Origin of the sequence: Thiohalorhabdus denitrificans (assembly GCF_001399755.1) — a bacterium.
GTDB classification, from domain to species: Bacteria; Pseudomonadota; Gammaproteobacteria; order Thiohalorhabdales; family Thiohalorhabdaceae; genus Thiohalorhabdus; species Thiohalorhabdus denitrificans.
The window spans coordinates 150,132-171,147 of sequence record NZ_LJCP01000011.1 but is presented as its reverse complement, the minus strand read 5'-3'; the positions used below and the strand labels follow the sequence as shown (position 1 = coordinate 171,147).

Sequence of the window (21,016 nt, the reverse complement as noted above, 5' to 3'; positions counted from 1 at the left end):
TCCGTATCCGGGTGCCGGGGCGGGACCGGGGGCGGAGCCCTTACGGGCGCCTTCCATCCTCGTCTTCATGCGGGCGGGTCCGCTATACTATGCGCATTGGCAGCCGGGGGCGGCCGCTTCCGGAGCCAGTGTGACGCGGAAATCCACCCCGGGAAAGGGGCCGCAGCCAGCGCGGGAACCGCACCATGAACAGCACCGACCTGACGGGCCACCTGCTGATCGCCCTGCCCACGCTCCAGGATTCCAACTTCGAGCATAGCGTGGTCTACATCTGTAACCACGGGGACGATGGGGCCATGGGGGTGATCCTCAACCATCCCTCCACGGTGACCCTGGGACAGGTCCTGGACCAGTTGGAGATCCCGCCCACGGACCTGGGGGTGCAGGAGGAGCCGGTGTTCTCCGGCGGTCCGGTGCAGCCGGAGCAGGGCTTCGTGCTGCATTCCCCGGACCGCCTGTGGGACCAGAGCCTGCCGGTGAACGAGTTCAGCGCCCTCACCAGCTCCAGGGACATCCTGGAGGCCATTGCCGGCGGCGAGGGCCCGGAGCGGTTCCGGCTGACGCTGGGCTACGCCGGCTGGGGGGCGGGCCAGCTGGAGGGCGAGCTGCAGCAGGACGCCTGGCTCACCGTGCCCGCCAGCCCCGCGCTGCTGTTCGAGACCCCCTTCACCGATCTGCGCGAAGCCGCTGCCCGTTCCTTGGGCATCGACATGAGCCTGCTGGTGCAGCACGGCGGGCATGCGTAGCGGATAGCCGGCGTCCGGACCCTTGAAGGACCCCCCGTAGGAGCCCGCTTCAGCGGGCTCCTGCAAGGGCTCGGCCCCCTGGGGTAGGAGGCCACCGCCCCCAAGCGAACCAAACCACTCCCGCAAGGTGTGACGCATTCATGAATGCCCCCGCCAGCCCGGCCGCCGCGGATGCCCTGCCCCGCCACTTCCTGGGGCTGGAGGACGTATCGGCGGCCACCATCAACCGCATCCTGGAGGAGGCCACGCGCTTCCGGCATCTGGTGGAGCAGCCGGACAAGAAGACGGACACCCTCAAGGGCCGCACGGTCATTAACCTGTTCTTCGAGTCCAGCACCCGCACCCGCACCAGCTTCGAGCTGGCGGGCAAGCGCCTGTCCGCGGACGTCATCAACATCAATGCCTCCGCCTCCGCCACCCAGAAGGGCGAGACCTGGATGGACACGGTGCGGACGCTGGAGGCCATGACCCCCGACGCCCTGGTGATCCGCCACGCCGAGAGCGGGGCCCCGCACCTGGCCGCCGGGGCGCTCACCAGCCACTGCTCGGTGATCAACGCCGGCGACGGCGCCCACGAGCATCCCACCCAGGCCCTGCTGGATATCCTGACCATCCAGCTGCACAAGGGGCCCATCCAGGGGTTGCGCGTGGCCATCGTGGGCGACACGGCCCACTCCCGCGTGGCCCGCTCGCAGATCCATGCCCTGCACACCATGGGCGCCGATGAGGTCCGGCTCATCGGCCCCAAGACCCTCATCCCGGCGGCGGCCGAAGAGGCCCTCGGCGTCCGGGTGTTCCATGACGCCGACGCCGGCCTCGAGGGGGTGGACGTGATCATCATGCTGCGCATGCAGATGGAGCGCATCCGCGGGGCGGCGGTGCCCAGCCAGCGCGAGTACTTCCGGCTCTACGGCCTGGACCGGCGGCGGGTCGGACGGGCGGCCGACGACGTGCTGGTGATGCATCCCGGGCCCATGAACCGGGGGGTGGAGATCGCCTCGGAGGTCGCCGACGGCCCCTACTCGGTGATCCTGCCCCAGGTCACCAACGGCCTGGCCATCCGCATGGCGGTCCTGAAGCTCCTGGCGGGAGGGGAATCCGCATGAGAACGCTGATCCGCGGCGGCCGCGTCATCGACCCGGCGAGCGGCCGCGACGAGGTGGCCGACGTCGCCATCGCCAACGGCCGCATCCAGGCCATCGGCGACGCCCCCGGGGACTTCGGGGCGGACCGGGTCATCGACGCCGACGGCCTGGTGGTCTGTCCGGGGCTCGTGGACATGCACGTCCACCTGCGCGAGCCCGGCCAGGAGTGGAAGGAGGACATCGAGAGCGGCAGCCGCGCCGCCGCCGCGGGCGGGGTCACCTCGGTGGCCTGCATGGCCAACACCCGGCCCGTGAACGACCGCCGCTCCGTGACCGAGCAGATCAAGTCCACCGCCCAGCGGGTGGGGCTGAGCCGGGTGCATCCCATCGGCGCCATCACCCGCGACCTGGCCGGCGAGACCCTCACCGAGATGCACGAGCTGGCCGGGGCGGGCTGCGTGGCCTTCTCCGACGACGGCCGTCCGGTGCCCGACGCCGGCATCATGCGCCGGGCTCTGGAGTACGCCGCCACCTTCGATTACCTGCTGATCCTGCACGAGGAGGAGGGGGCGCTGTCGGCGGGGGGCGCCATGAACGAGGGGGCCCACGCCACCCGCATGGGCCTGCCCGGCATCCCCAACGCCTCCGAGGACGTGATGATTGCCCGCGACGTGATCCTCGCCGAGCTCACCGGCGGGCGCATCCACATCGCCCACGTGGCCACGAGCGGCGGCGTTGAGCTGATCCGCCAGGCCCAGGCCAGGGGCCTGCCGGTCACCGGCGAGGCCGCGCCCCACCACCTGTTCCTCACCGACACCGACGTGGGCGCCTTCGACAGCCACGCCAAGATGGCCCCGCCCCTGCGCAGCCCGGAGGACCGCGCGGCGGTGCGCGCGGCGGTGGCCGACGGCACCCTGACCGCCATCGCCACCGACCACGCCCCCCACGAGGCCGACGCCAAGAGCGAGGCCTTCGCCTGCTGCGCCAACGGCGTCACCGGCCTGGAGACGCTGTTGGGCCTGACCCTGCGCCTGGTGGACGAGGAGGTTCTGGACCTGCCCAGCGCCCTGGCGCGGGTCACCAACGGCCCCGCGGAGGTGCTGGGCCTGGAGGCGGGCCGGCTCGGGGTGGGCGAGGTGGCGGACGTGTGCCTGTTCGACCCGGAAACCGAATGGACGGTGGAGCCGGAGCGCATGTACAGCCGCTCGGTGAACACCCCCTTCGCGGGCTGGCGGCTGCGGGGCCGGGTGACCCACACCCTGGTGGGCGGCCGGCTGGCGTATCCCTTCGGGGACGCCGAGTGACCCGGCGCGAGGCCTCCATCTTCGTCGAGGACGCCGAGGTCCTCGCCCACCGGGCGTGGCCGGGCGAGCAGTTCGAGCTGCGGGTGCGGGCGCCGGAGACGGCCGCCCGCGCCCGGCCGGGGCAGTTCGCCCACCTGCGCTGCGCCCCCGAGCTGCCCATGCGCCGGCCCCTGTCCATCCAGCGGGTGGAGCCGGAGGCGGGGGTGGTGGAGTTTCTCTACAAGCGCCTCGGCCACGGCACGCGCCTGCTGGCCCGGCGGGAGCCCGGCGAGGCCCTGAGCCTGATGGGTCCCATCGGGCAGCCCTTCCGGGTGGACGAGGCCGTCCACTACCCGGTGCTCATCGGCGGCGGGGTGGGCATCCCGCCCATGGTGTTCCTGGCCGAGACCCTCAAGGACCGCAGCGATGTGGCCCCGGCGGCCTTCCTCGGCTCCGAGGTGCCCTTTCCCTTCGAGACCCGCCCCTCGGAGCTGGAGCTGCCCGGCCTCCCGACCGAGGCCACCCATGCCGACGCCCGCCTGGAGGACTGGGGCGTACCCAGCCGCCTCGCCTCCCTGGCCGGCCTGCCCGGCGCATATGAGGGGTACGTTACCGACCTGGCCCGTGCCTACCTGGAGCCCCTGGCCCCCGCCGAGCGTCGCCGGGCGGCCATCTTCGCCGTGGGCCCGGAGCCCATGCTGGCGGCGGCCGCCCGCTTGGGTCGGGAGCTGGGGGTGGCCACCTGGGTCTCCCTGGAGGAGTACATGGCCTGCGCCGTGGGCGGGTGCGCCGGATGCACGGTGCGCGTGGAGGAGCCCACCGGTCCGGCCATGCGGCGGGTGTGCGTGGACGGCCCGGTGTTTCCCGCCGAGCGGGTCTTCCCCGAACCGTAGTGCGGTCTTTCTGCATAGGAGCCCGCTTTAGCGGGCGATCCTGGGCCCGGGCCCCGAGTCACTCCTCCATCACCCGCTCCAACCGGTTCCGGTATTCCGACTCGGGGGCGATTTCCTGGATCAGCTGCAGCATCTGCCGCGCCATCCGTGGGTGGCCCGCCTCCTGGTAGAGCTTCCCCGCCTCGTAGAACTCCCGCGAGGCCTCGCCGTCCCGACCCTCCCCCCAGTGGGCGGTGCCCAGATTGTAGTGGGCGGAGATGTGCTCCGGGTCCAACCGGATGGCCTCCCTGTAGGCCTCCATCTCCTTCTGGATCTCGCCGCTGTGGGCGTAGGCCACCCCCAGGTTGTAGAAGGCCTTCGCCGAATCGGGCCGGAGCTCGGTGGCCCGCTTCAGCGCCTGGGCCGAGGCCCGGGGGCGATCCTGCTGGGCGAGGGCCACGCCGAGCTCCAGGTGGGCTTCGGCCTGACGGGGATCCATGTCGATGGCGTCCCGGTACAGGGCGACGGCCGCCCCCCACTGATGGTTGCGCGCGTAATCCTGGCCGTGGTTGAGGAAGGTCCGGGCCTCCTCTCGGAGAGGCGCCGGCTGTTCCACCCCGGCCGCCGTCGCCGCCGCGGCCCCGAGCGTGCCCAGCAGGGCACCGCCCACCAGAAAGGCCCGGAACCCCGCACTCCGATGGGGTTCGCGATGATAGCGATGGGCCATGGTTTACCTCCGTGCTCGGGTATTGCCCGCCATGGATAGCAGGCTCTTGGGAAAAGGGGAACTCTTTTTGGAAGGCCGGAGCGCGGGGAAGGTTCCCGGGCTCGGAGGCCTATTCGGGGCGCGACCGAGCGGTTATTCTGTGGCCTTTGTCCGAGTGGCAGTCCGCCCCGCGGCGCACTGGCCCCGGTCCCCAACCCCCAGCAGGAGAAACGGATGGCAGCAGGGGAGCCCATTCGGGTTCTGGTCGTGGACGATTCGGCGGTGGTCCGCTCCGTGTTGAAGAAGGGGCTGGAGGAGGCCGGCGGCCTGGAGGTGGTCGGTGTCGCCCATAACGGCCGCCAGGGCCTGGAGATGGTGGGGTCACTGAGGCCGGACGCGGTGATCCTGGATGTGCTCATGCCGGAGATGACCGGCATCGAGTTCCTGGACCACCTGCAGCCGGGGCAGGCGGGGGCCCCCGTGGTGCTCATGTTCAGCTCCATGTCCAAGCAGGATGCGGAGGTCACCGTGGAGTGCCTGTCGCGGGGCGCCGAGGAGTTCATCAACAAGCCCGACCCGGGCCGGACGGGGATGCGCGAGCCCCTGGAGGAGACCGTGGACGATCTGGTCCGGACGGTCCGGGAGCTGGTGCGGGCCCGGCGGGAGCCGGGCCCGGATGGGGGCGGTCGCCGGGGAAAGGCGGCCCGGGAAAGCCCGTCCGGGCAGGGGGGCATGCCCGCGGGGTTCCAGCCGGACCTGGTGGTGATCGGCAGCTCCACGGGGGGCCCGCAGACCCTGCACGCCATCCTGGGGGAACTGGACCCGGAAGGGGCGGTCCGGGTGCCGGTCCTGCTGGTCCAGCACATGGCGCTGGGCTTCACCGGGGCCTTCGCCCAGCGGCTCGGGGACCGGGGGCCGTTCCGGTGGCGGGAGGCCGAGGACGGCGAGAAGATCCCGCTGGGCGCCGGGCTCGTGGCCCCCGGCGACTACCACATGCGCGTCTCCCGCGACGCCAAGCGCCTGACCGTCCATCTGGATCACCGGGAGCGGGTAAACTCCTGCCGCCCGGCGGTGGATCCGCTGTTCATCTCCGCCGCCGAGCTGCAGGGCACGCGGGTGCTGGGGATCGTGCTGACGGGCATGGGCCGGGACGGCCTGGAGGGAGCGCGCCGGATCCGCGAGGCGGGCGGCATGGTGGTGGTCCAGGACGAGCGGAGTAGTGCGGTCTGGGGGATGCCGGGGGCCATCGCCCAGGCGGGCCTGGCGGACGCGGTCCTGGAGCCGGGGGAGATCGCTGCCCTGCTGGACCGGGTGCTGTTCTCCCGGGCCACCTCGGCGTGAGGTCCCGCCCATGAGCGAGCTCAGCCCGTATTCCTTCGATCTCCTGGCGCGGTTCCTGAAGAAGGAGTCGGGGATCGTCCTGAAGCCGGAGAAGAGCTACTCCCTGCGCTCCAAGCTCCAGCCCCTGGCCCGCGAATGGGGCTATGACGGCCTGAACGACCTGGTGGGCCACGTGTACCGGGAGCGCCACAATCCCGAGGTGGTGGAGGCCATTCTCAACGCCCTGACCATCAAGGAGACCAGCTTCTTCCGGGACGGCCGCCCCTTCGAGGTGCTGCAGAGCCATGTCATCCCGGCAATTGCCGAGGAGCGAGCCGGGCGGGAGCTCAAGCTATGGAGCGCCGCTTGCTCCACGGGGCAGGAGGCCATTAGCCTAGCCATCAACCTGCGGGAGGCCCTGCCGCCCGAGCGGGCCGACCAGTGCATGGTGGTGGGCACGGACGTGAGCCAGAAGGCCATCTCCCGGGCCAAGAGCGCGGTCTATTCCGAACTGGAGATGCAGCGGGGCCTGCCCCCGGACATACGGCGCCGGTATTTCGAGCCGGTGGAGGGGGGCTACCGTCCGGTGCCGGAGATCCGAAGCATGATCCGCTACCGAACCATGAACGTCCTGGAGGCCGATTTCCCCCTGTCCCGGTTCGACCTGGTCCTGTGCCGCAACGTCCTCATCTATTTCGACGAGGAGGGTCGGCGGAAGGCCATGGACACGGTCCACCAACGCCTGGTGGCGGGCGGGTACCTGTTCACCGGGGCCGGAGAGGACGCGCAGCGAATGGACAGCCGGTTCGAGCGGGATCGGATCGACGGCGTCCAGTGCTTCCGCAAGGGCGGGGAGGGCTAGTCTCCCGCCCAGGCTTGAACGGCAAAAACGTGGAGGAGCCCATGCCCCTGACGCGGGTAGTAACCAACCAGGAGCTGTCCACCAGCGAGGAGCGCCGCCGCCTGCTGGGCGCCCTCTCGGAGCGCACCGCCGAGCTGCTGGGCAAGCCCGAGAGCTACGTGATGGTCACCCTGGAGACGGGCCGGGACGTCCTGTTCGGCGGCAGCGACGAGCCGGCGGCCTACGTGGAGCTGGCTAGCCTGGGCTTGCCCCAGGACCGGACCCAGGAGCTGTCGGCGGGGCTGTGCGACGTCCTGAACGACCGGCTAGGGGTTCCACCGGGGCGCATCTACATCCATTTCCAGGACGTGGAGCGCCACCTCTGGGGCACCAACCGCACTACCTTCGGCTGAGTCGCCGGATCACCGGGCCGGACCCCGGTGGGGGCACGGCCCGGCGGGTCTAGTCCCCGGTCCCCGCAGCTTCCCGCGCGGAGTCCGCCCGGTCGGCGAACAGGCTGGCCACCTCGCGGGGGTAACGCTCCTTCACCACCTTGCGCCGGATCTTCAGGGTCGGGGTTACCTCGCCCGCTTCCTCGGTGAAGGGCTGCGGTAGCACACGGAAGCGCCGGACCTGCTCCCAGGCGGGCAGGTCCTGCAGGGCGTTATGGACGGCGCTGCGGATCAGGCGCGTGACCGCGCCGTCCTCCGGGTCCTCCGGCGGCGAATCGGCGCCCAGCTGCTCGGTGACCTGCTGCCAGTTGGGCACGATCAGGGCCCCGAGGTAGGCCTCGCCGTCCCCGAACACCACCGCCTGCTGGATCAACGGCTGGGCCCCTAGGCGCAGCTCCACCCGCTGCGGGGGGATGTTCTTGCCCCCCGAGGTGACGATGAGGTCTTTCTTGCGGTCGGTGACGTACAGGTAGCCGGCCTCGTCCATCCCGCCGATGTCCCCCGTGCGCAGCCAGTCTCCGGCGAAGGTCTGCGCGGTCTCCTCCGGCTTGCCCCAGTAGCCCCGCATCACGGAGGGCCCCCGGACCAGGATCTCCCCGTCCTCCGCCGCCCACGCCTCCACGTTGGGCAGCGGGGGCCCAACGGTTCCCGGGCGGATGGCTTCGGGTGGGTTAACGCTTACCACCGGACTGGTTTCCGTCTGACCGTAGCCCTCCAGGATGGGGATCCCCGCCGAGCGGAAAAACGCGGCCACCTCTGGAGCCAGGGGGGCGCCGCCGCTCACCAGCAGGCGGACGCGGCCGCCCAGGCGCTTGCGCAGTCGTCCGCCCAGCAGACGCCGGCCGAGGGCCCGCCGCAAGGGGCCGCCCCCCTCCGCCCAGGCCAGGGTCAGGCCCGCCAGGCGGCTCCGCTCCGCTTGGGCCATGGCGCGCTCGTGGAACAGCTGGAAGAGCCGGGGCACCGCGAGCAGGATGGTGGGGCGGGCGGTGGCCAGGTCCGAGGCGACGGACTGGGGGCCCCGGGCATAGGCCACCTCGGCCCCGGCGAGGTAGGCCAGGAGGTGGCCCGTGGTGCGTTCAAAGATGTGGGCCAGGGGCAGCACGGAGAGGAAGCGGTCGCCTTCCTCGACGGAGAGCACCTCCAGGATCCCCTCCAGATTGGCCAGCAGGTTGCCGTGGGTGAGCTCCACGCCCTTCGGCCAGCCCGTGGTCCCGGAGGTGTAGACCAGCGTGGCCAGCTGGTCCCGGTGGATGCTGTCGGTGCGCATGCGGACGGTGGCCCGGTCCACCGCCTCCCCGGCAGAGAGGAAGGCTTCCCAGCTGCGGAAGGGCGGCTCCAGCGCCTGGTCGCCGGGATCGCGGACCGCTACCGGGGGCAGGTAGGAATTCCGCGCCGTCAGCGCCGACAGGTCCGCCAGGGACTTCGGGCCCTGGATGCAGATCAAGGAGGGCCCGGAATCCTCCAGCAGGTAGCGCAGGTCCGTGGGCTGCTGGCCCTGGTAGAGGGGCACCACCACCAGGCCCAGCAGCTGGGCGGCCCAGTCCACCGCGGCCCAGAAGCGGCCATTGGGCCCCATCAGGGCCACCCGATCCCCGGCCACCAGGCCGGAGCCGGCGAAGGCCCGCGCGATGTCCACTACCTCCTCGGCGAACGCCCGCGCGGTGACCGGATGGAAGCGGTGCCCGTCCGGTTCCAGGCAGGCGGTAGCCTCGGGGTGGGCGGCAACGCGGTCCAGGAAGGCGGCCCCCAAGTTGGAAGCGTTCCGGATCCGTTCCAGGGGGGAGGAGGCGAGGGCTGGTTGCGTCGGTGCCTCGTCTACCATGGTGGGGCCTTTCAGTCGCCGGCGCGGATCAGGCTGCCCAGTCCGGCGTCCAGCAGGGCCCCCTCCACCCGGGTCCGGGTGGAGCTGGGGCACTCGTCGCTCTGGGCCAGCTCGGCGAGCTCCCGGGTCTGGGTCGTGGAAAAGGAGCGCAGGACCCACTTGATGCGCAGCAGGGCCCCGGCGCTCATGGACAGATCGTCCACCCCCATGCCGGCGAGCAGCAGGGCGCCCACCGGATCGGCGGCCATCTCGCCGCACACGGAGACCGGGCGGCCCTCGCCGTGAGCCTCCTCCACCACGGTCCGGATGGCGTGCAGCACCGCCGGATGGAGGGAGTCGAACAGGCTGGCCACCCGGGCGTTGTTGCGGTCCACGGCGAGGAGGTACTGGGTCAGGTCGTTGGTGCCGATGGACAGGAAGTTCACCCGCCGGGCGATGGCCGCGGTCTGGAAGACCGCCGAAGGCACCTCGATCATGGCCCCCACCGGAAGCTCCGGGGCCGACTCACCCACGGCCGCCAGCTCCTTGCGGGCCCGTTCGATGAGCCTCAGGGCCTCGTCCAGCTCGTCCACGGTGGTGACCATGGGCAGGAGCACCCGGACGTTGCCCGAGGGGGCTGCCCGCAGGATGGCCCGGAGCTGGGTGAGGAAGATCTCCGGGTGGTCCAGGGACAGGCGCAGCCCCCGCCAGCCCAGGAAGGGGTTGTCCTCCTGGATGGGGAGGTAGGGAAGCAGCTTGTCCCCCCCGATGTCCAGGGTGCGGATGGTCACCGGCCGCGGGGCGAAGGTCTCGAACACCTGGCGGTAGATGCGGATCTGCTCCGCCTCGCCCGGGAAGCGGTCCCGGGTCAGGAAGGGCAGCTCGGTGCGGTACAGCCCGATCCCCTCCGCCCCGGAGCGCAGGGCGGGATCCAGGTCCGCCAGGAGCCCCGTGTTGGCGTACAGGGGAATGACCCGGCCGTCGGGGCTCTCGGCGGACTGGTCGCGCAGCACGGCAAGGCGCTCGGTGAGGGCCGCCTCCTCGGCCTCCAGGCGCTGGTACTCCTGGAGGATCTTGGGGGAGGGGTCCACGTACACCCTTCCGCTGTAGCCGTCCACCACCACGCGCTTGCCGTCGATGAGGGCCACGGGCAGGTCCTCCACGCCCATGACGGCGGGGATTCCGAAGGCGTGGGCGAGGATGGCCACGTGGCTGCCCCCCGATCCCGTGGCGCTGATGACCCCCTTGAGGTGCCCCTCGGGGACGCTCGCCATGTTGAGCGGCGAGATCTCCTCGCCCACCAGCACCGTGTCCGAGGGAAGCTCGCCGTCGTGGCGATGGCTGCCCTGCTGGAGGTGGGCGATGAGGCGCCTGCCGAGGTCGCGCATGTCCGCCGCCCGCTCCCGCAGGTAGGGGTCGTCCATGTTCTCGAAGGCCTCGATGTACTCCCAGACCACGTCGCGCACCGCCGCCTGCACCCAGGTGCCGGCGTCGATGCGGGCCTCCACGCGGCGCTGGAACCCCTTGTCCCGGAGGATGTGGAGGTAGGCGTGGATGAGGTCGGCGTCCTCCTCGTCGATGCGCTCGTTGAGGTTGCCGCCCAGCTCCGCCATCTCCTGGTCGGCTGCGTTCAGGGCCCGCTGGAACTCGCGCTTGTCGCTCTCGGGGTCCTCGCAGGGGCGGTCGGCGATGGCGGACAGGTCCGCCGGCGGGTACACCGCCCAGGCGGTGCCGATGGTGATGCCCTGCGCGCCCCCCTGTCCGGCCAGGAAGGCCTCGACACGGGGCGTCCCTTCCTGCTCGCCGCCCTCCGTGGGGGCGGTGGAGCGGATCCCCAGGCGCTCCAGGACCTGGGCGTGGGCGATCACCCCGCCCAGCTGCGCCGCGGCGGTGAACAGGAGCGTGGCGTGCTCCTCGTCGAAGCGCTCCGACTTGGTCCCCTGGACGGAGATGACGCCGAGCACCTCGCCGCGGTGCAGGATGGGTACCCCGAGGAAGGCCGGGAAGCGCTCCTCCCCCGTTTCGGGGAAGTAGCGGAACAGGGGGTGCTGGCCGGCGTTGTCCAGGTTCACCGGCTCCTCCTCGCGGGCCACCAGCCCGACCAGCCCCTCCCCGGGGCCCAGGCGCACCCGGCCCACCGACTCCGGATTGAGGCCGTCGGTGGCCCGCAGCACCCAGCCGCCCTCCACCTCCGGGTCGGAGAGGTAGACGGTGCACACCTCCGTGCTCATGGCACGGCGCAGGCCGGACACCAGGATGGCCAGCGCCTGCTGGAGGTTGGGGGCGCGGCCCACCTCCTGAGTGATGCGGTGCAGGGTGCGGAGGACGTTAGTCGGCTTCACGGCGTTCCTCGTCGGCGGCCCAGCGCGGGACCAGTTCGTGGTCCACCTCCAGGTGGTCCAGAACCCGCGCCACCACGAAATCCACCAGCTCCTCCACGGTGGCAGGCCGGTGGTAGAAGCCCGGGTTGGCGGGCAGGATGGTCACCCCCATTCGCGCCAGCCGGGTCATGTTCTCCAGGTGGATGAGGGACAGCGGGGTCTCCCGGTGCACCAGCACGAGCTGCCGGCGCTCCTTGATGGTGACGTCCGCGGCCCGCTCGATCAGGTTATCACTGGTGCCGTTGGCGATGGCGGCTACGGTGCCCGAGGTGCAGGGGCACACCACCATGGCCCGGGGGGCGTTGGAGCCCGAGGCCACCGGCGCCGTCCACTGCTCGCGGCCGTACACCCGCAGGGTGTTCGATCCGCATCCCAGGTGGGTCACCAGCGCTTCGCGCATGGCCTCGGGCTGGGCGGGCAGGTCCAGGTCCGTCTCCTGGCCCAGCACCACCTGGGCCGCCTTGGAGACGATCAGCTCCACTCGCACGCCAGCGGCCAGGAGCTGCTCCAGGAGGCGCAGCCCGTAGGCGGCGCCGGAGGCGCCGGTCCAGGCGAGGGCGATGCGGTCCGCCCCGTGGGAAGACTGGGATGCCACTTACCCGCTCCGGCCGTCAGACACTGAAATACTTGGCCTCTGGGTGGTGGCAGACGATGGCGGAGGTGGATTCCTCGGGGTGCATCTGCTGCTCGTCCGCCATGGTGATGCCCAGGCGGTCCGCCTGCAGGATCTGCAGCAGGGGCCGCTGGTCCTCCAGGTTGGGGCAGGCCGGGTAGCCGAAGGAATAGCGGGAGCCCCGGTAGCCCTGCTTGATCAGCGCCTGCGGGTCGCGGTCGTCCTCACCGGCGAAGCCCAGATCGGCGCGAATCTGCTTGTGCACCCACTCCGCCAGGGCCTCGGTGGTCTCCACGTTGAGGCCGTGCAGGTACAGGTAGTCGGTGTAGCGGTCCTCGTTGAACCACTCGCGGGCCACGTCGGAGGCGTGCTGACCCACCGTGACCACCTGCAGGCCGATCACGTCCATCTCCCCGGATTCCTTGGAGCGGAAGAAGTCGGCGATGCAGAGGTTCTTCTTGCCGTCCTGACGCGGGAGGGTGAAGCGCTGCAGCTCCTCGCTCCCGTCGGGGTCCGTGTAAAGGACGATGTCGTTGCCCTCGCTCTGGCAGGGGAAATAGCCGTAGACCGCCTGGGGGGTCTGGATCTGCTCCCGCTCCACCCGGGCCAGCATGTCGTTGAAGATGGGGTCCACCTCCTGCTTGGCCCACTGCCAGTACTCGTCCTTCTTGCGCCCCGCCTTTTTGAAGCCCCACTGGAACTGGTAGAGCATGGTCTTGTTGATGTAGGGCACCAGGGCGCGCACCGGGATGTGCTCGAGCACGCGGGTGCCCCAGAAGGGCGGGGTGGGAACGGGGTTATCGGTGGCGACGTCGGAACGGATCACTTGTTCGGTCATGGTCTTACCTATGCTGGGCGCCGCGTACACGCCTTTCGTCCAACCTTAAATCACTATCAGGTCGGCGGGAAAATGGCAAAAGCCGCGTAGCGGGGCCGTTAAAACCGGGTAAATCTGTCGGGTTTTACGCCTAAAAAAGGGGCCGCGCCCGGCGGCCCCCTGACTGCGGGTCAGGAGCCGCCGGTTACTCGGCCTCTTCCTGCTCCGGCTGGGCGTTGCCGGTGAGGCGGTCCATGAGCTGGAGCCCGGCGAAGGCGTCCTTGGCGTACTCCACCACACCGTCGCCGTAGGCCTCGGAGCAGTCCTGTTCCACGAAGTTGCGGGTCAGGGCGGCGCCACCCAGGAGCACCGGGGTCTTGATGTCCCGGCCGCGCATCTCCTCGAGGTTGTCCTTCATGATCACCGTGGACTTCACCAGCAGACCGGACATGCCGATGACGTCGGCGTTGTTCTCCTCGGCGGCCTCGATGATGGCCTCGCAGGGCTGCTTGATGCCGATGTTGACCACGTTGTAGCCGTTGTTGGTGAGGATGATATCCACGAGGTTCTTGCCGATGTCGTGGACGTCGCCCTTCACCGTGGCCAGGACCATGGTGCCCTTCTCCTCGCCTTCCTTCTTCTCCATGAACTGCTCGAGGTGGGCCACCGCGGCCTTCATGGTTTCGGCGGCCTGGAGCACGAAGGGCAGTTGCATCTCGCCGGCGCCGAACAGCTCGCCCACCACCTTCATGCCGCCGAGCAGGTGCTGGTTGACGATCTCCAGCGGCTCGTACTTCTCCATGGCCTTGTCGAGATCTTCCTCGATGCCGTCGCGGTCGCCGTCGACGATGCGCTCCTTGAGCACCTCCTCGATGGTCTCCGGCTTCTTCTTCTCCGGCCCGCCCTTGGCCTCCTTGTCCTTGAACAGCTCGATGAACTTGTGGAGCGGGTCGTAGCCTTCCTCGCGGCGGTCGAACAGCAGGTCCTCGGCGACCTTGTACTCCTCCTCGTCGATCTTGTGCTTGGGCAGGATCGCGGAGGAGTGCATGATCGCGGCGGTGAGGCCGCGGCGCTGGGCGTGGTGCAGCATCACCGAGTTCAGCACCTGGCGCGCCGCCGGCTTCAGGCCGAAGGAGATGTTGGACAGGCCCAGCACGATCTGGACTTCGGGCATCTCGTTGGCGATGGCCTCGATGGCGTCCAGGGTGTTGATGGCGTGCTTGCGGTCTTCCTCGTTACCCGTGCAGACCGTGAAGGTCAGCGGGTCGTACATCAGGTCGTGGGCCGGCAGGCCGTGCTGGTTTACCGCGAAGTCGTAAAGACGGCGGGCGATCCGCATCTTGTCGTCGACTTCCTTGGCCATGCCGTCTTCGTCGATGGTCAGGGCGATCACCCCGGCACCGTACTTCTTGGCATAGCCAAGCACGGTGGCGGCCTTCTCCTCACCTTCCTCGAAGTTGATGGAGTTGATCAGCGCCTTGCCGCCGTAGAGCTTCAGGGCGGTCTCGATGACCGGGGTCTCGGTGGAGTCGATCACCAGCGGGATGGTGACGTCGCCGCGGAAGCGGGAGATCACCTCGGTCATGTCGCGGACCTCGTCGCGGCCCACGTAGGCGGTGCACACGTCCAGGGTGTGGGAGCCTTCCTTGACCTGGTCCTTGGCGACGCGGGTGATGCCGTTCCAGTCCTCCTCATTGAGGAGCTCGCGGAACCGCTTGGAGCCGTTGGCGTTGGTGCGCTCGCCGATGGCCATTACCGCGTTCTCCTGGCGGAAGGGCACCTGGTTGTACAGCGAGGCCAGGGCGGGCTCCAGCTTGACGTCGCCGCGGTCCTTGGGCGCCTGGAAGCCGATCTTGTCGCGCAGCGCCTTCATGTGCTCCGGCGTGGTGCCGCAGCAGCCGCCGATCAGGTTGACGCCGTCCTCTTCGACGAAGCGGGCCACCCAGTCGGCCATCTCCGCGGGCTGCAGGGGATAGGTGGTCTTGCCGTCCACCAGCATGGGCAGGCCGGCGTTGGGCAGCACGGAGAAGGGCTTGGGCCAGTTCTCGCCGAGCCACTTGACGTGCTCGGACATCTCCGCGGGGCCGGTGGCGCAGTTCATGCCCATCATGTCCACGTCCATGGCGTCCAGGATGGTGGCCGCCGCCTGGATCTCGGTGCCCACCAGCATGGTGCCCACGGTCTCGATGGTCACCTGGGAGATGATGGGCAGGTCCACGCCGGCCTCGCGCTGGGCCAGGCGGATGCCGTTGATGGCGGCCTTGATCTGCAGCGGGTCCTGGGAGGTCTCGGTCAGGAACACGTCCACGCCGCCGTCGATCAGGCCCCGGGCCTGCTCCGCGTAGGAGTCTTCCAGGGTGTCGTAGTCGATATGGGCCAGGCTGGGCAGTTTGGTGCCCGGGCCCATGGAGCCCACCACGAAGCGCGGCCAGTCGTCGGTGGCGAACTCATCGGCCACCTCGCGCGCCTGCTCGGTGGCGATGCGGTTCAGCTCGCGGGTGCGCTCGGTGAGGTCGAATTCGGCGAGCACCAGCTTGTTGGAGCCGAAGGTGTTGGTCTCCACCGCGTCGGAGCCGGCCTCGTAGAAGGAACGGTGAATGTCCTTAACCACGTCGGGCCGGGAGTCACAAAGGATCTCCGAGCAGTTTTCCAGACCCAGGAAGTCTTTCTCGAGGTCCAGGTCGTATTCCATCAAAGCGGTGCCCATCCCGCCGTCCAGGATCAGCACGCGCTCTTTGAGTCGGTCCATGAAACGGCTCATCAGAGGCTCCTCTAGTAATCGTTGAGGTGTGAGGAGTAAGGAGTGAGGAGAAAACCGATGCGGGGGGTGAGAAGCGGTTACGCCTCACCCCTCACGCCTCGCTCCTCACAGCCCCAAGTTCTGCCAGATGCGCTTGGTGGCCTCGGCCTTGTTCAGAGTGTAGAAGTGGATGCCGGGGATGCCCTGGGCGAGCAGATCCTCGGCCTGCCGGGTGGCGATGTCGATCCCCAGCTCCTTCTGCGATTCGGTGTCGTCGCCGAAGTGCTCCATGCGCTTGCGGATCCATGCCGGGATGTCGGCGCCGCACATCTGGGAGAACCGGTCGATCTGCTTGAAGTTGGTGATAGGCATCAGCCCCACCTTGATGGGGATGTCCACGCCCATCTTCTGCACATCGTCCACGAACTTGTAGTAGGACAGGTTAGTGAAGAAGTACTGGGTGGTGGCCACGTCGGCGCCCGCCTTTACCTTACGGACGAAGTTCTCCATGTCCGTGACCGGGTCGGGAGCCTCCGGGTGGAACTCGGGGTAGGCGCCCACCACCACCTCGAAGGAGGGGAAGTCGCTCTTGATGAATTCCACCAGTTCGTTGGCGTAGCGGAAGCCGCCCTCCTTGAAGGCCTCCTCGTCCTCGGGGATGTCGCCGCGCAAAGCGATGACCCGCTTAACTCCGGAGTCCTGGTAGCGCTGCAGGATCTCGCGGATGTCCTCCTTGCGCGAGCCGATGCAGGACAGGTGAGGGACGGCCTCAAGCCCGGCCTCCTTCTGGATCCAGTCCACCGTGTCGAACGTGCGCTCCCGGGTGGATCCGCCGGCGCCGAAGGTCACCGAGCAATAGGCCGGATTCAGCGGCTTGAGCTCGTGGACCGCTTCCTGGAGCCGCTTCTCGCCCTCGTCATTCTTGGGCGGGAAAAACTCGAAGGAAAATTCGTAATTTTCCCGTTTGAAACCCATATTCGTATCCTCGCTTCGCGGTAGATGCCTGGCGGCCTCGCCGCTTTCGAAAAATCCCCATTGGTGGGCCGCCCCGGCGGGACGGCCTACGAATGGGGACGAACCCCATTCGGGAGGAGGGCGGACCTCCTCCTACCGATGCCTACCGCGCCGATTAGTAGCGGTAATGCTCCGGCTTGTACGGCCCCTCGACCGGGGTGCCGAGGTAGTCGGACTGGTCCTTGGTCATCTCGGTCAGATGGCCGCCGAGACCCTCCACGTGGACCCGGGCCACCTCCTCGTCGAGGTGCTTGGGCAGCACGTAGACCTTGTTCTCGTACTGGTCACCCTTGGTGAACAGCTCGATCTGGGCGAGAACCTGGTCCGAGAAGCTGTTGGACATGACGAAGCTGGGATGGCCGGTGGCGTTGCCCAGGTTCATCAGACGGCCCTTGGACAGCAGGATGATGCGCTTGCCGTCGGGCCAGATGACGTGGTCCACCTGCGGCTTGATCTCGTCCCACTCGAGGTTGGACAGGCCCGCCACATCGATCTCGTTATCGAAGTGGCCGATGTTGGACACGATGGCGTTGTCCTTCATCTGGTCCATGTGGGCGCGGGTGATCACGTCCTTGTTGCCGGTGGCGGTGACGAAGATGTCGGCCTCGGGGGCCACCTCGTCCATGGTGCGCACCTCGAAGCCCTCCATCTGGGCCTGCAGGGCGCAGATGGGGTCGATCTCGGTGACCGCCACGCGCGCGCCCATGGCCTTCAGGGACTGCGCGGAGCCCTTGCCGACGTCGCCGTAACCGGCCACCACGGCGTACTTGCCGGCCACCATCACGTCGGTGGCGCGCTTGAGGCCGTCCAGCAGCGACTCGCGGCAACCGTACAGGTTGTCGAACTTGGACTTGGTCACCGAGTCGTTGACGTTGATGGTCGGGGTCTTGAGCTGACCCTGCTTCTCCATGTGGTACAGGCGGTGGACACCGGTGGTGGTCTCCTCGGTGACGCCGCCGATCTGCTCGAGAAGCTCGGGATACTTCTCGTAGACCATGGCGGTGAGGTCGCCGCCGTCGTCCAGGATCATGTTGGGGGTCCAACCGTCCGGGCCGTGGATGGTCTGCTCGATGCACCACTCGTACTCTTCCTCGGTCTCGCCCTTCCAGGCGAACACCGGGGTGTTCTCGGCGGCGATGGCCGCGGCGGCGTCGTCCTGCGTGGAGAAGATGTTGCAGGAGCTCCAGCGCACTTCGGCGCCCAGGTGCTGCAGGGTCTCGATGAGCACGGCGGTCTGCACGGTCATGTGGATGCAGCCGGCGATCCGGGCACCCTGCAGGGGCTGCTTGGAGCCCCACTCTTCGCGCAGCTTCATGAGACCGGGCATCTCGGTCTCGGCGATCTTGATCTGCTTCCGGCCCATACCGGCCAGGCCGATATCGGCTACCTTGTAATCTTCAGCCATTCTCTAAAGCTCCTTCATATCGCGAAACGGAACCGTTGCCGTAATTCGCGAAGCAAAAAGACAAACTGTTAGAAAGCCCCGGCTAGACCGGGCCAGCCGGGGCGACCGCGGCGTCCGCGAAGCTTAAAGCCCGGCGTCGGCCTTGAGGCCCTCGGCCTTGTCGGTCTTCTCCCAGCCGAATTCCGGCTCCGGCCGGCCGAAGTGGCCGTTGGAGGCGGTCTTCTTGTAGATCGGCCGCAGCAGGTCGAGCATCTGCACGATGCCCTTCGGCCGCAGATCGAAATGCTTCCGGATCAGCTGCTCGATCTTCTCCTCGTCGATCTTGGCGGTGCCGAAGGTCTCGACGTGGACGGAAACCGGGTTGGCGATGCCGATGGCGTAGGCCACCTGCACCTCGCACATGTCGGCGAGGCCGGCCGCCACCACGTTCTTGGCCACGTAGCGGGCGGCGTAGGCGGCGGAGCGGTCCACCTTCGTGGGATCCTTACCGGAGAAGGCGCCGCCGCCGTGACGGCCCATGCCGCCGTAGGTGTCGACGATGATCTTCCGGCCGGTGAGGCCGCAGTCGCCCACGGGGCCGCCGATCACGAACCGGCCGGTCGGGTTGATGAAGTACTTGGTGTCGTCGGAGAGCATGGAGGAGGGGATGATCGGTTTGATCACCTCTTCCTGGATGGCCTCCTTGAGGTCATCGTGGCTGACGCTCTCGTCGTGCTGGGTGGAGATCACCACGGCGTCGATGGCCTTGGGGGTGTTGCCCTCGTAGCGCACGGACACCTGGGACTTCACGTCAGGACGCAGCCAGGGAAGCTTGCCGTTGTTGCGCAGCACCTTCTGCTGCTCGGTCAGCTTGTGGGCGTACTGGATGGGCATGGGCATGAGGTCTTCGGTCTCGTTGGTAGCGAAACCGAACATCAGGCCCTGGTCACCGGCGCCCTGGTCGAGGTCGAGGCCGGTGCCTTCGTCCACGCCCTGAGCGATGTCCTGGGACTGCTTGTCCAGGCCGATGAGCACGGCGCAGGTGTTGCCGTCGAAGCCCATGTCGCTGCTGTTGTAGCCGATGTCGGTGATGGTCTTGCGGACCACGTCGGTGTAATCGACGTTGGCGCCGCTGGTGATCTCACCGGAGATGATGGCCATGCCGGTGTTCACCATGGTCTCGCAGGCCACACGGGACATGGGGTCCTGCTCAAGCAGGGCGTCCAGAATGGCGTCCGAGACGTTGTCGGCCACCTTGTCAGGATGGCCTTCTCCAACCGATTCGGAGGAGAAGAGATATTCGCGTGCCATACCCGAAATGCTCCTCGTGTTGCAAAAAGTTGAGGGTTGATGAAATCTTTGGGGCGCGCCGGAGCCCTCCGGCGCGCGGTGCTACAGGAAACTCGCCGCCCGCCTCGCCCGTTCATGCCGGGATACATACCCCGGCGGGACGGGGCGGGGTGACCCGGATCAGCCGCGAGGCTTGTAGGCCACCTGCTGGATGAAGTCCACCTCGTCGCGGTCGTACGGCTTCTCGAAGTCGCCGTAACGGACTACGTTGATGAAGCCCGCGTCTTCCAGCAGGTGGGAGACGTAGTCCTGCCGCAGCGGGTACATCTTGAGCTGGAACTTGGCGCCGTCCGGGAATACGTACTCGAAACGGGCCAGGTAGCGGTTCAGCTCCGCGGGGTAGGCATCCACGCCCTTGCCGGAGTAGTAGTAGTTGTGCTTCGAGCTGTAGCCGTGCTCCAGCATGGAGTCGTAGTTGCGGTGGTCGATGACGACCATGCCGCCGGGCTTCACCACCTTGAACATCTCCTCCAGGGCGTCCCGCCGGGCCTCGTGCTCGAACAGGTGGGTGAAGGAGTTGCCGAGGCAGAGCACGGCGTCGAAGGTGTTCTCGCCGAGGTCCTTGGAGAGCTTGACCCAGTCCACGGTCTTGGTGCTCTCGAGGTCCACGCCCACCTGCTTGGCGTTCTCCTCGGTCTTGCGGACCATGTTGTCGGAGCCGTCGGAGGCGGTCACCTTGAAGCCATTCTTGGCCAGGGTGATGGCGTGGTAGCCGGTACCGCAGGCCACATCGGCCACGGTCTCGCAGTTGGAGGCCGCCAGCAGGCGCTCGTAGAAGCCGCCTTCGCCCTCCTCACGATTTTCCCAGCCGACCAGGTGGTCCCAGTAGTCGGCGAAGTCCGGGGTGTACTGCTCATGCTCGAGCCCGGTGTTCTCGTTTCGAATCCCCATAGGAGAAACTCCTCCCTCGATGATAGACGGATATTGGCGAATTCTGGCGGCCGCTAGGGGCGAAGGGCGGGTTGGCGCAGTGCCCGGGCGTGGTCGCCCCGAGGGGCGTAACGGGTGCGGCGCGCCCCGGAACCCCGGGGCGCGCGAGCGGGAGCCGAATCACGAACGGCCTTCGCGATGGTGTGCGGAGGTAAGCACGACGGCCCGCGCGGGGCGGAGGATCCACCGGCGCGGGCTTCGGAAGATGGTGCAGCCTGGAGCGGGACCAGCGGTCGGCGGCCAGGGATGTGTGCAAAGCACGAAGCGGTGTCAGGAAGCAAGAAGTCGCCTGCTCGGTTTGAACTGCACGGTATCCTATCACCAACTTCAAGCATGACCAAATGCGCTTCCCCCGCCAGTGCGGGGATTTGCGGAAAAAGGTGCGGCATTGCCGGGAATTGGCCGGCCTCCCGACCGGCCCGCCCGGGCGGGGTGAAGCCCGGGTCGGTCATTGACAGCATCACCAATCACCATACAATGTTTTCGCCGAGAAGAAGTGAAAATTTGTGCGGCCCAGACGATCCCGATGGGAGAGACCCCGCCGTAGGCGGGGCGCCGAAGGGGAAACTCCTCCCGGAAGCTCTCAGGCAAAAGGACCATCGGGGGATGGGGCTCTGGAGAGACCTGGCCGTGGCTCCCGTGCGGGGCGCCGGCAGGGCACCGAAGGGGTAGCTTCGCTCC

At 68.5% G+C, this 21,016-nt stretch carries 15 protein-coding genes, 1 pseudogene and 1 riboswitch; of the genes and pseudogenes, 7 read left to right on the top strand and 9 right to left on the bottom strand.

Annotation, left to right across the window (positions count from 1 at the left end; all coding sequences use genetic code 11):
* Positions 1 to 185 precede the first annotated feature (185 nt).
* From AN478_RS10280 to AN478_RS10265, 4 genes are all read left to right on the top strand, one after another.
* Complete coding sequence (locus AN478_RS10280) at positions 186 to 746, top strand: YqgE/AlgH family protein (RefSeq protein WP_054966527.1); 561 nt, start codon at positions 186 to 188, stop codon at positions 744 to 746.
* A gap of 140 nt (positions 747 to 886) precedes the next feature.
* The gene (locus AN478_RS10275; RefSeq protein ID WP_054966526.1) at positions 887 to 1,852 is read left to right on the top strand and encodes an aspartate carbamoyltransferase catalytic subunit; all 966 of its coding nucleotides are present in this window, start codon (positions 887 to 889) and stop codon (positions 1,850 to 1,852) included.
* Complete coding sequence (locus AN478_RS10270) at positions 1,849 to 3,135, top strand: dihydroorotase (RefSeq protein WP_054966525.1); 1,287 nt, start codon at positions 1,849 to 1,851, stop codon at positions 3,133 to 3,135. The genes AN478_RS10275 and AN478_RS10270 overlap by 4 nt, the downstream gene beginning before the upstream one ends.
* Entirely contained in the window at positions 3,132 to 4,007 is an 876-nt protein-coding gene (locus AN478_RS10265; RefSeq protein WP_054966524.1) for a dihydroorotate dehydrogenase electron transfer subunit, read from the top strand. The genes AN478_RS10270 and AN478_RS10265 overlap by 4 nt, the downstream gene beginning before the upstream one ends.
* Before the next feature lie 58 nt (positions 4,008 to 4,065).
* Here the strand turns inward: AN478_RS10265 and AN478_RS10260 are convergent, their stop codons facing one another.
* The gene (locus AN478_RS10260) at positions 4,066 to 4,713 is read right to left on the bottom strand and encodes a tetratricopeptide repeat protein (protein ID WP_054966523.1); all 648 of its coding nucleotides are present in this window, start codon (positions 4,711 to 4,713) and stop codon (positions 4,066 to 4,068) included.
* Between the two features lie 213 nt (positions 4,714 to 4,926).
* Here AN478_RS10260 and cheB point away from each other — a divergent pair, with 213 nt between their 5' ends.
* Genes cheB through AN478_RS10245 form a run of 3 tightly spaced genes read left to right on the top strand, consistent with a single transcriptional unit; the run spans position 4,927 to position 7,266 of the window.
* Positions 4,927 to 6,033, top strand: a complete 1,107-nt coding sequence (gene cheB, locus AN478_RS10255) for a chemotaxis-specific protein-glutamate methyltransferase CheB (protein ID WP_054966522.1) — start codon at positions 4,927 to 4,929, stop codon at positions 6,031 to 6,033.
* A gap of 10 nt (positions 6,034 to 6,043) precedes the next feature.
* Positions 6,044 to 6,874, top strand: a complete 831-nt coding sequence (locus AN478_RS10250) for a CheR family methyltransferase (RefSeq protein ID WP_054966521.1) — start codon at positions 6,044 to 6,046, stop codon at positions 6,872 to 6,874.
* A gap of 41 nt (positions 6,875 to 6,915) precedes the next feature.
* Complete coding sequence (locus tag AN478_RS10245) at positions 6,916 to 7,266, top strand: phenylpyruvate tautomerase MIF-related protein (protein WP_054966773.1); 351 nt, start codon at positions 6,916 to 6,918, stop codon at positions 7,264 to 7,266.
* 49 nt (positions 7,267 to 7,315) lie between these two features.
* Here the strand turns inward: AN478_RS10245 and AN478_RS10240 are convergent, their stop codons facing one another.
* From AN478_RS10240 to AN478_RS10205, 8 genes and pseudogenes are all read right to left on the bottom strand, one after another.
* Positions 7,316 to 9,055, bottom strand: a complete 1,740-nt coding sequence (locus AN478_RS10240; protein WP_054966520.1) for an AMP-dependent synthetase/ligase — start codon at positions 9,053 to 9,055, stop codon at positions 7,316 to 7,318.
* 83 nt (positions 9,056 to 9,138) lie between these two features.
* Entirely contained in the window at positions 9,139 to 11,448 is a 2,310-nt protein-coding gene (ptsP, locus tag AN478_RS10235; RefSeq protein ID WP_054966519.1) for a phosphoenolpyruvate--protein phosphotransferase, read from the bottom strand.
* A complete protein-coding gene (locus AN478_RS10230; protein ID WP_054966518.1) occupies positions 11,435 to 12,082 on the bottom strand; it encodes a flavin prenyltransferase UbiX in 648 nt (215 codons plus the stop codon). The genes ptsP and AN478_RS10230 overlap by 14 nt, the downstream gene beginning before the upstream one ends.
* Before the next feature lie 16 nt (positions 12,083 to 12,098).
* A pseudogene (gene metH / locus AN478_RS10225) lies at positions 12,099 to 15,678 on the bottom strand (methionine synthase).
* Positions 15,679 to 15,783: 105 nt separating this feature from the next.
* Positions 15,784 to 16,632 (bottom strand): methylenetetrahydrofolate reductase [NAD(P)H], encoded by an 849-nt coding sequence (gene metF, locus AN478_RS10220; protein ID WP_054966517.1) that lies wholly within the window; start codon positions 16,630 to 16,632, stop codon positions 15,784 to 15,786.
* Between the two features lie 154 nt (positions 16,633 to 16,786).
* Positions 16,787 to 18,076, bottom strand: a complete 1,290-nt coding sequence (ahcY, locus tag AN478_RS10215; protein ID WP_054966516.1) for an adenosylhomocysteinase — start codon at positions 18,074 to 18,076, stop codon at positions 16,787 to 16,789.
* Positions 18,077 to 18,199: 123 nt separating this feature from the next.
* Positions 18,200 to 19,366 (bottom strand): methionine adenosyltransferase, encoded by a 1,167-nt coding sequence (gene metK, locus AN478_RS10210; RefSeq protein ID WP_054966515.1) that lies wholly within the window; start codon positions 19,364 to 19,366, stop codon positions 18,200 to 18,202.
* A gap of 159 nt (positions 19,367 to 19,525) precedes the next feature.
* Positions 19,526 to 20,296, bottom strand: coding sequence for a class I SAM-dependent methyltransferase (locus AN478_RS10205; RefSeq protein WP_054966514.1), 771 nt, complete (start codon positions 20,294 to 20,296; stop codon positions 19,526 to 19,528).
* 556 nt (positions 20,297 to 20,852) lie between these two features.
* Positions 20,853 to 20,944, top strand: a riboswitch (glycine riboswitch).
* Positions 20,945 to 21,016: the final 72 nt, after the last annotated feature.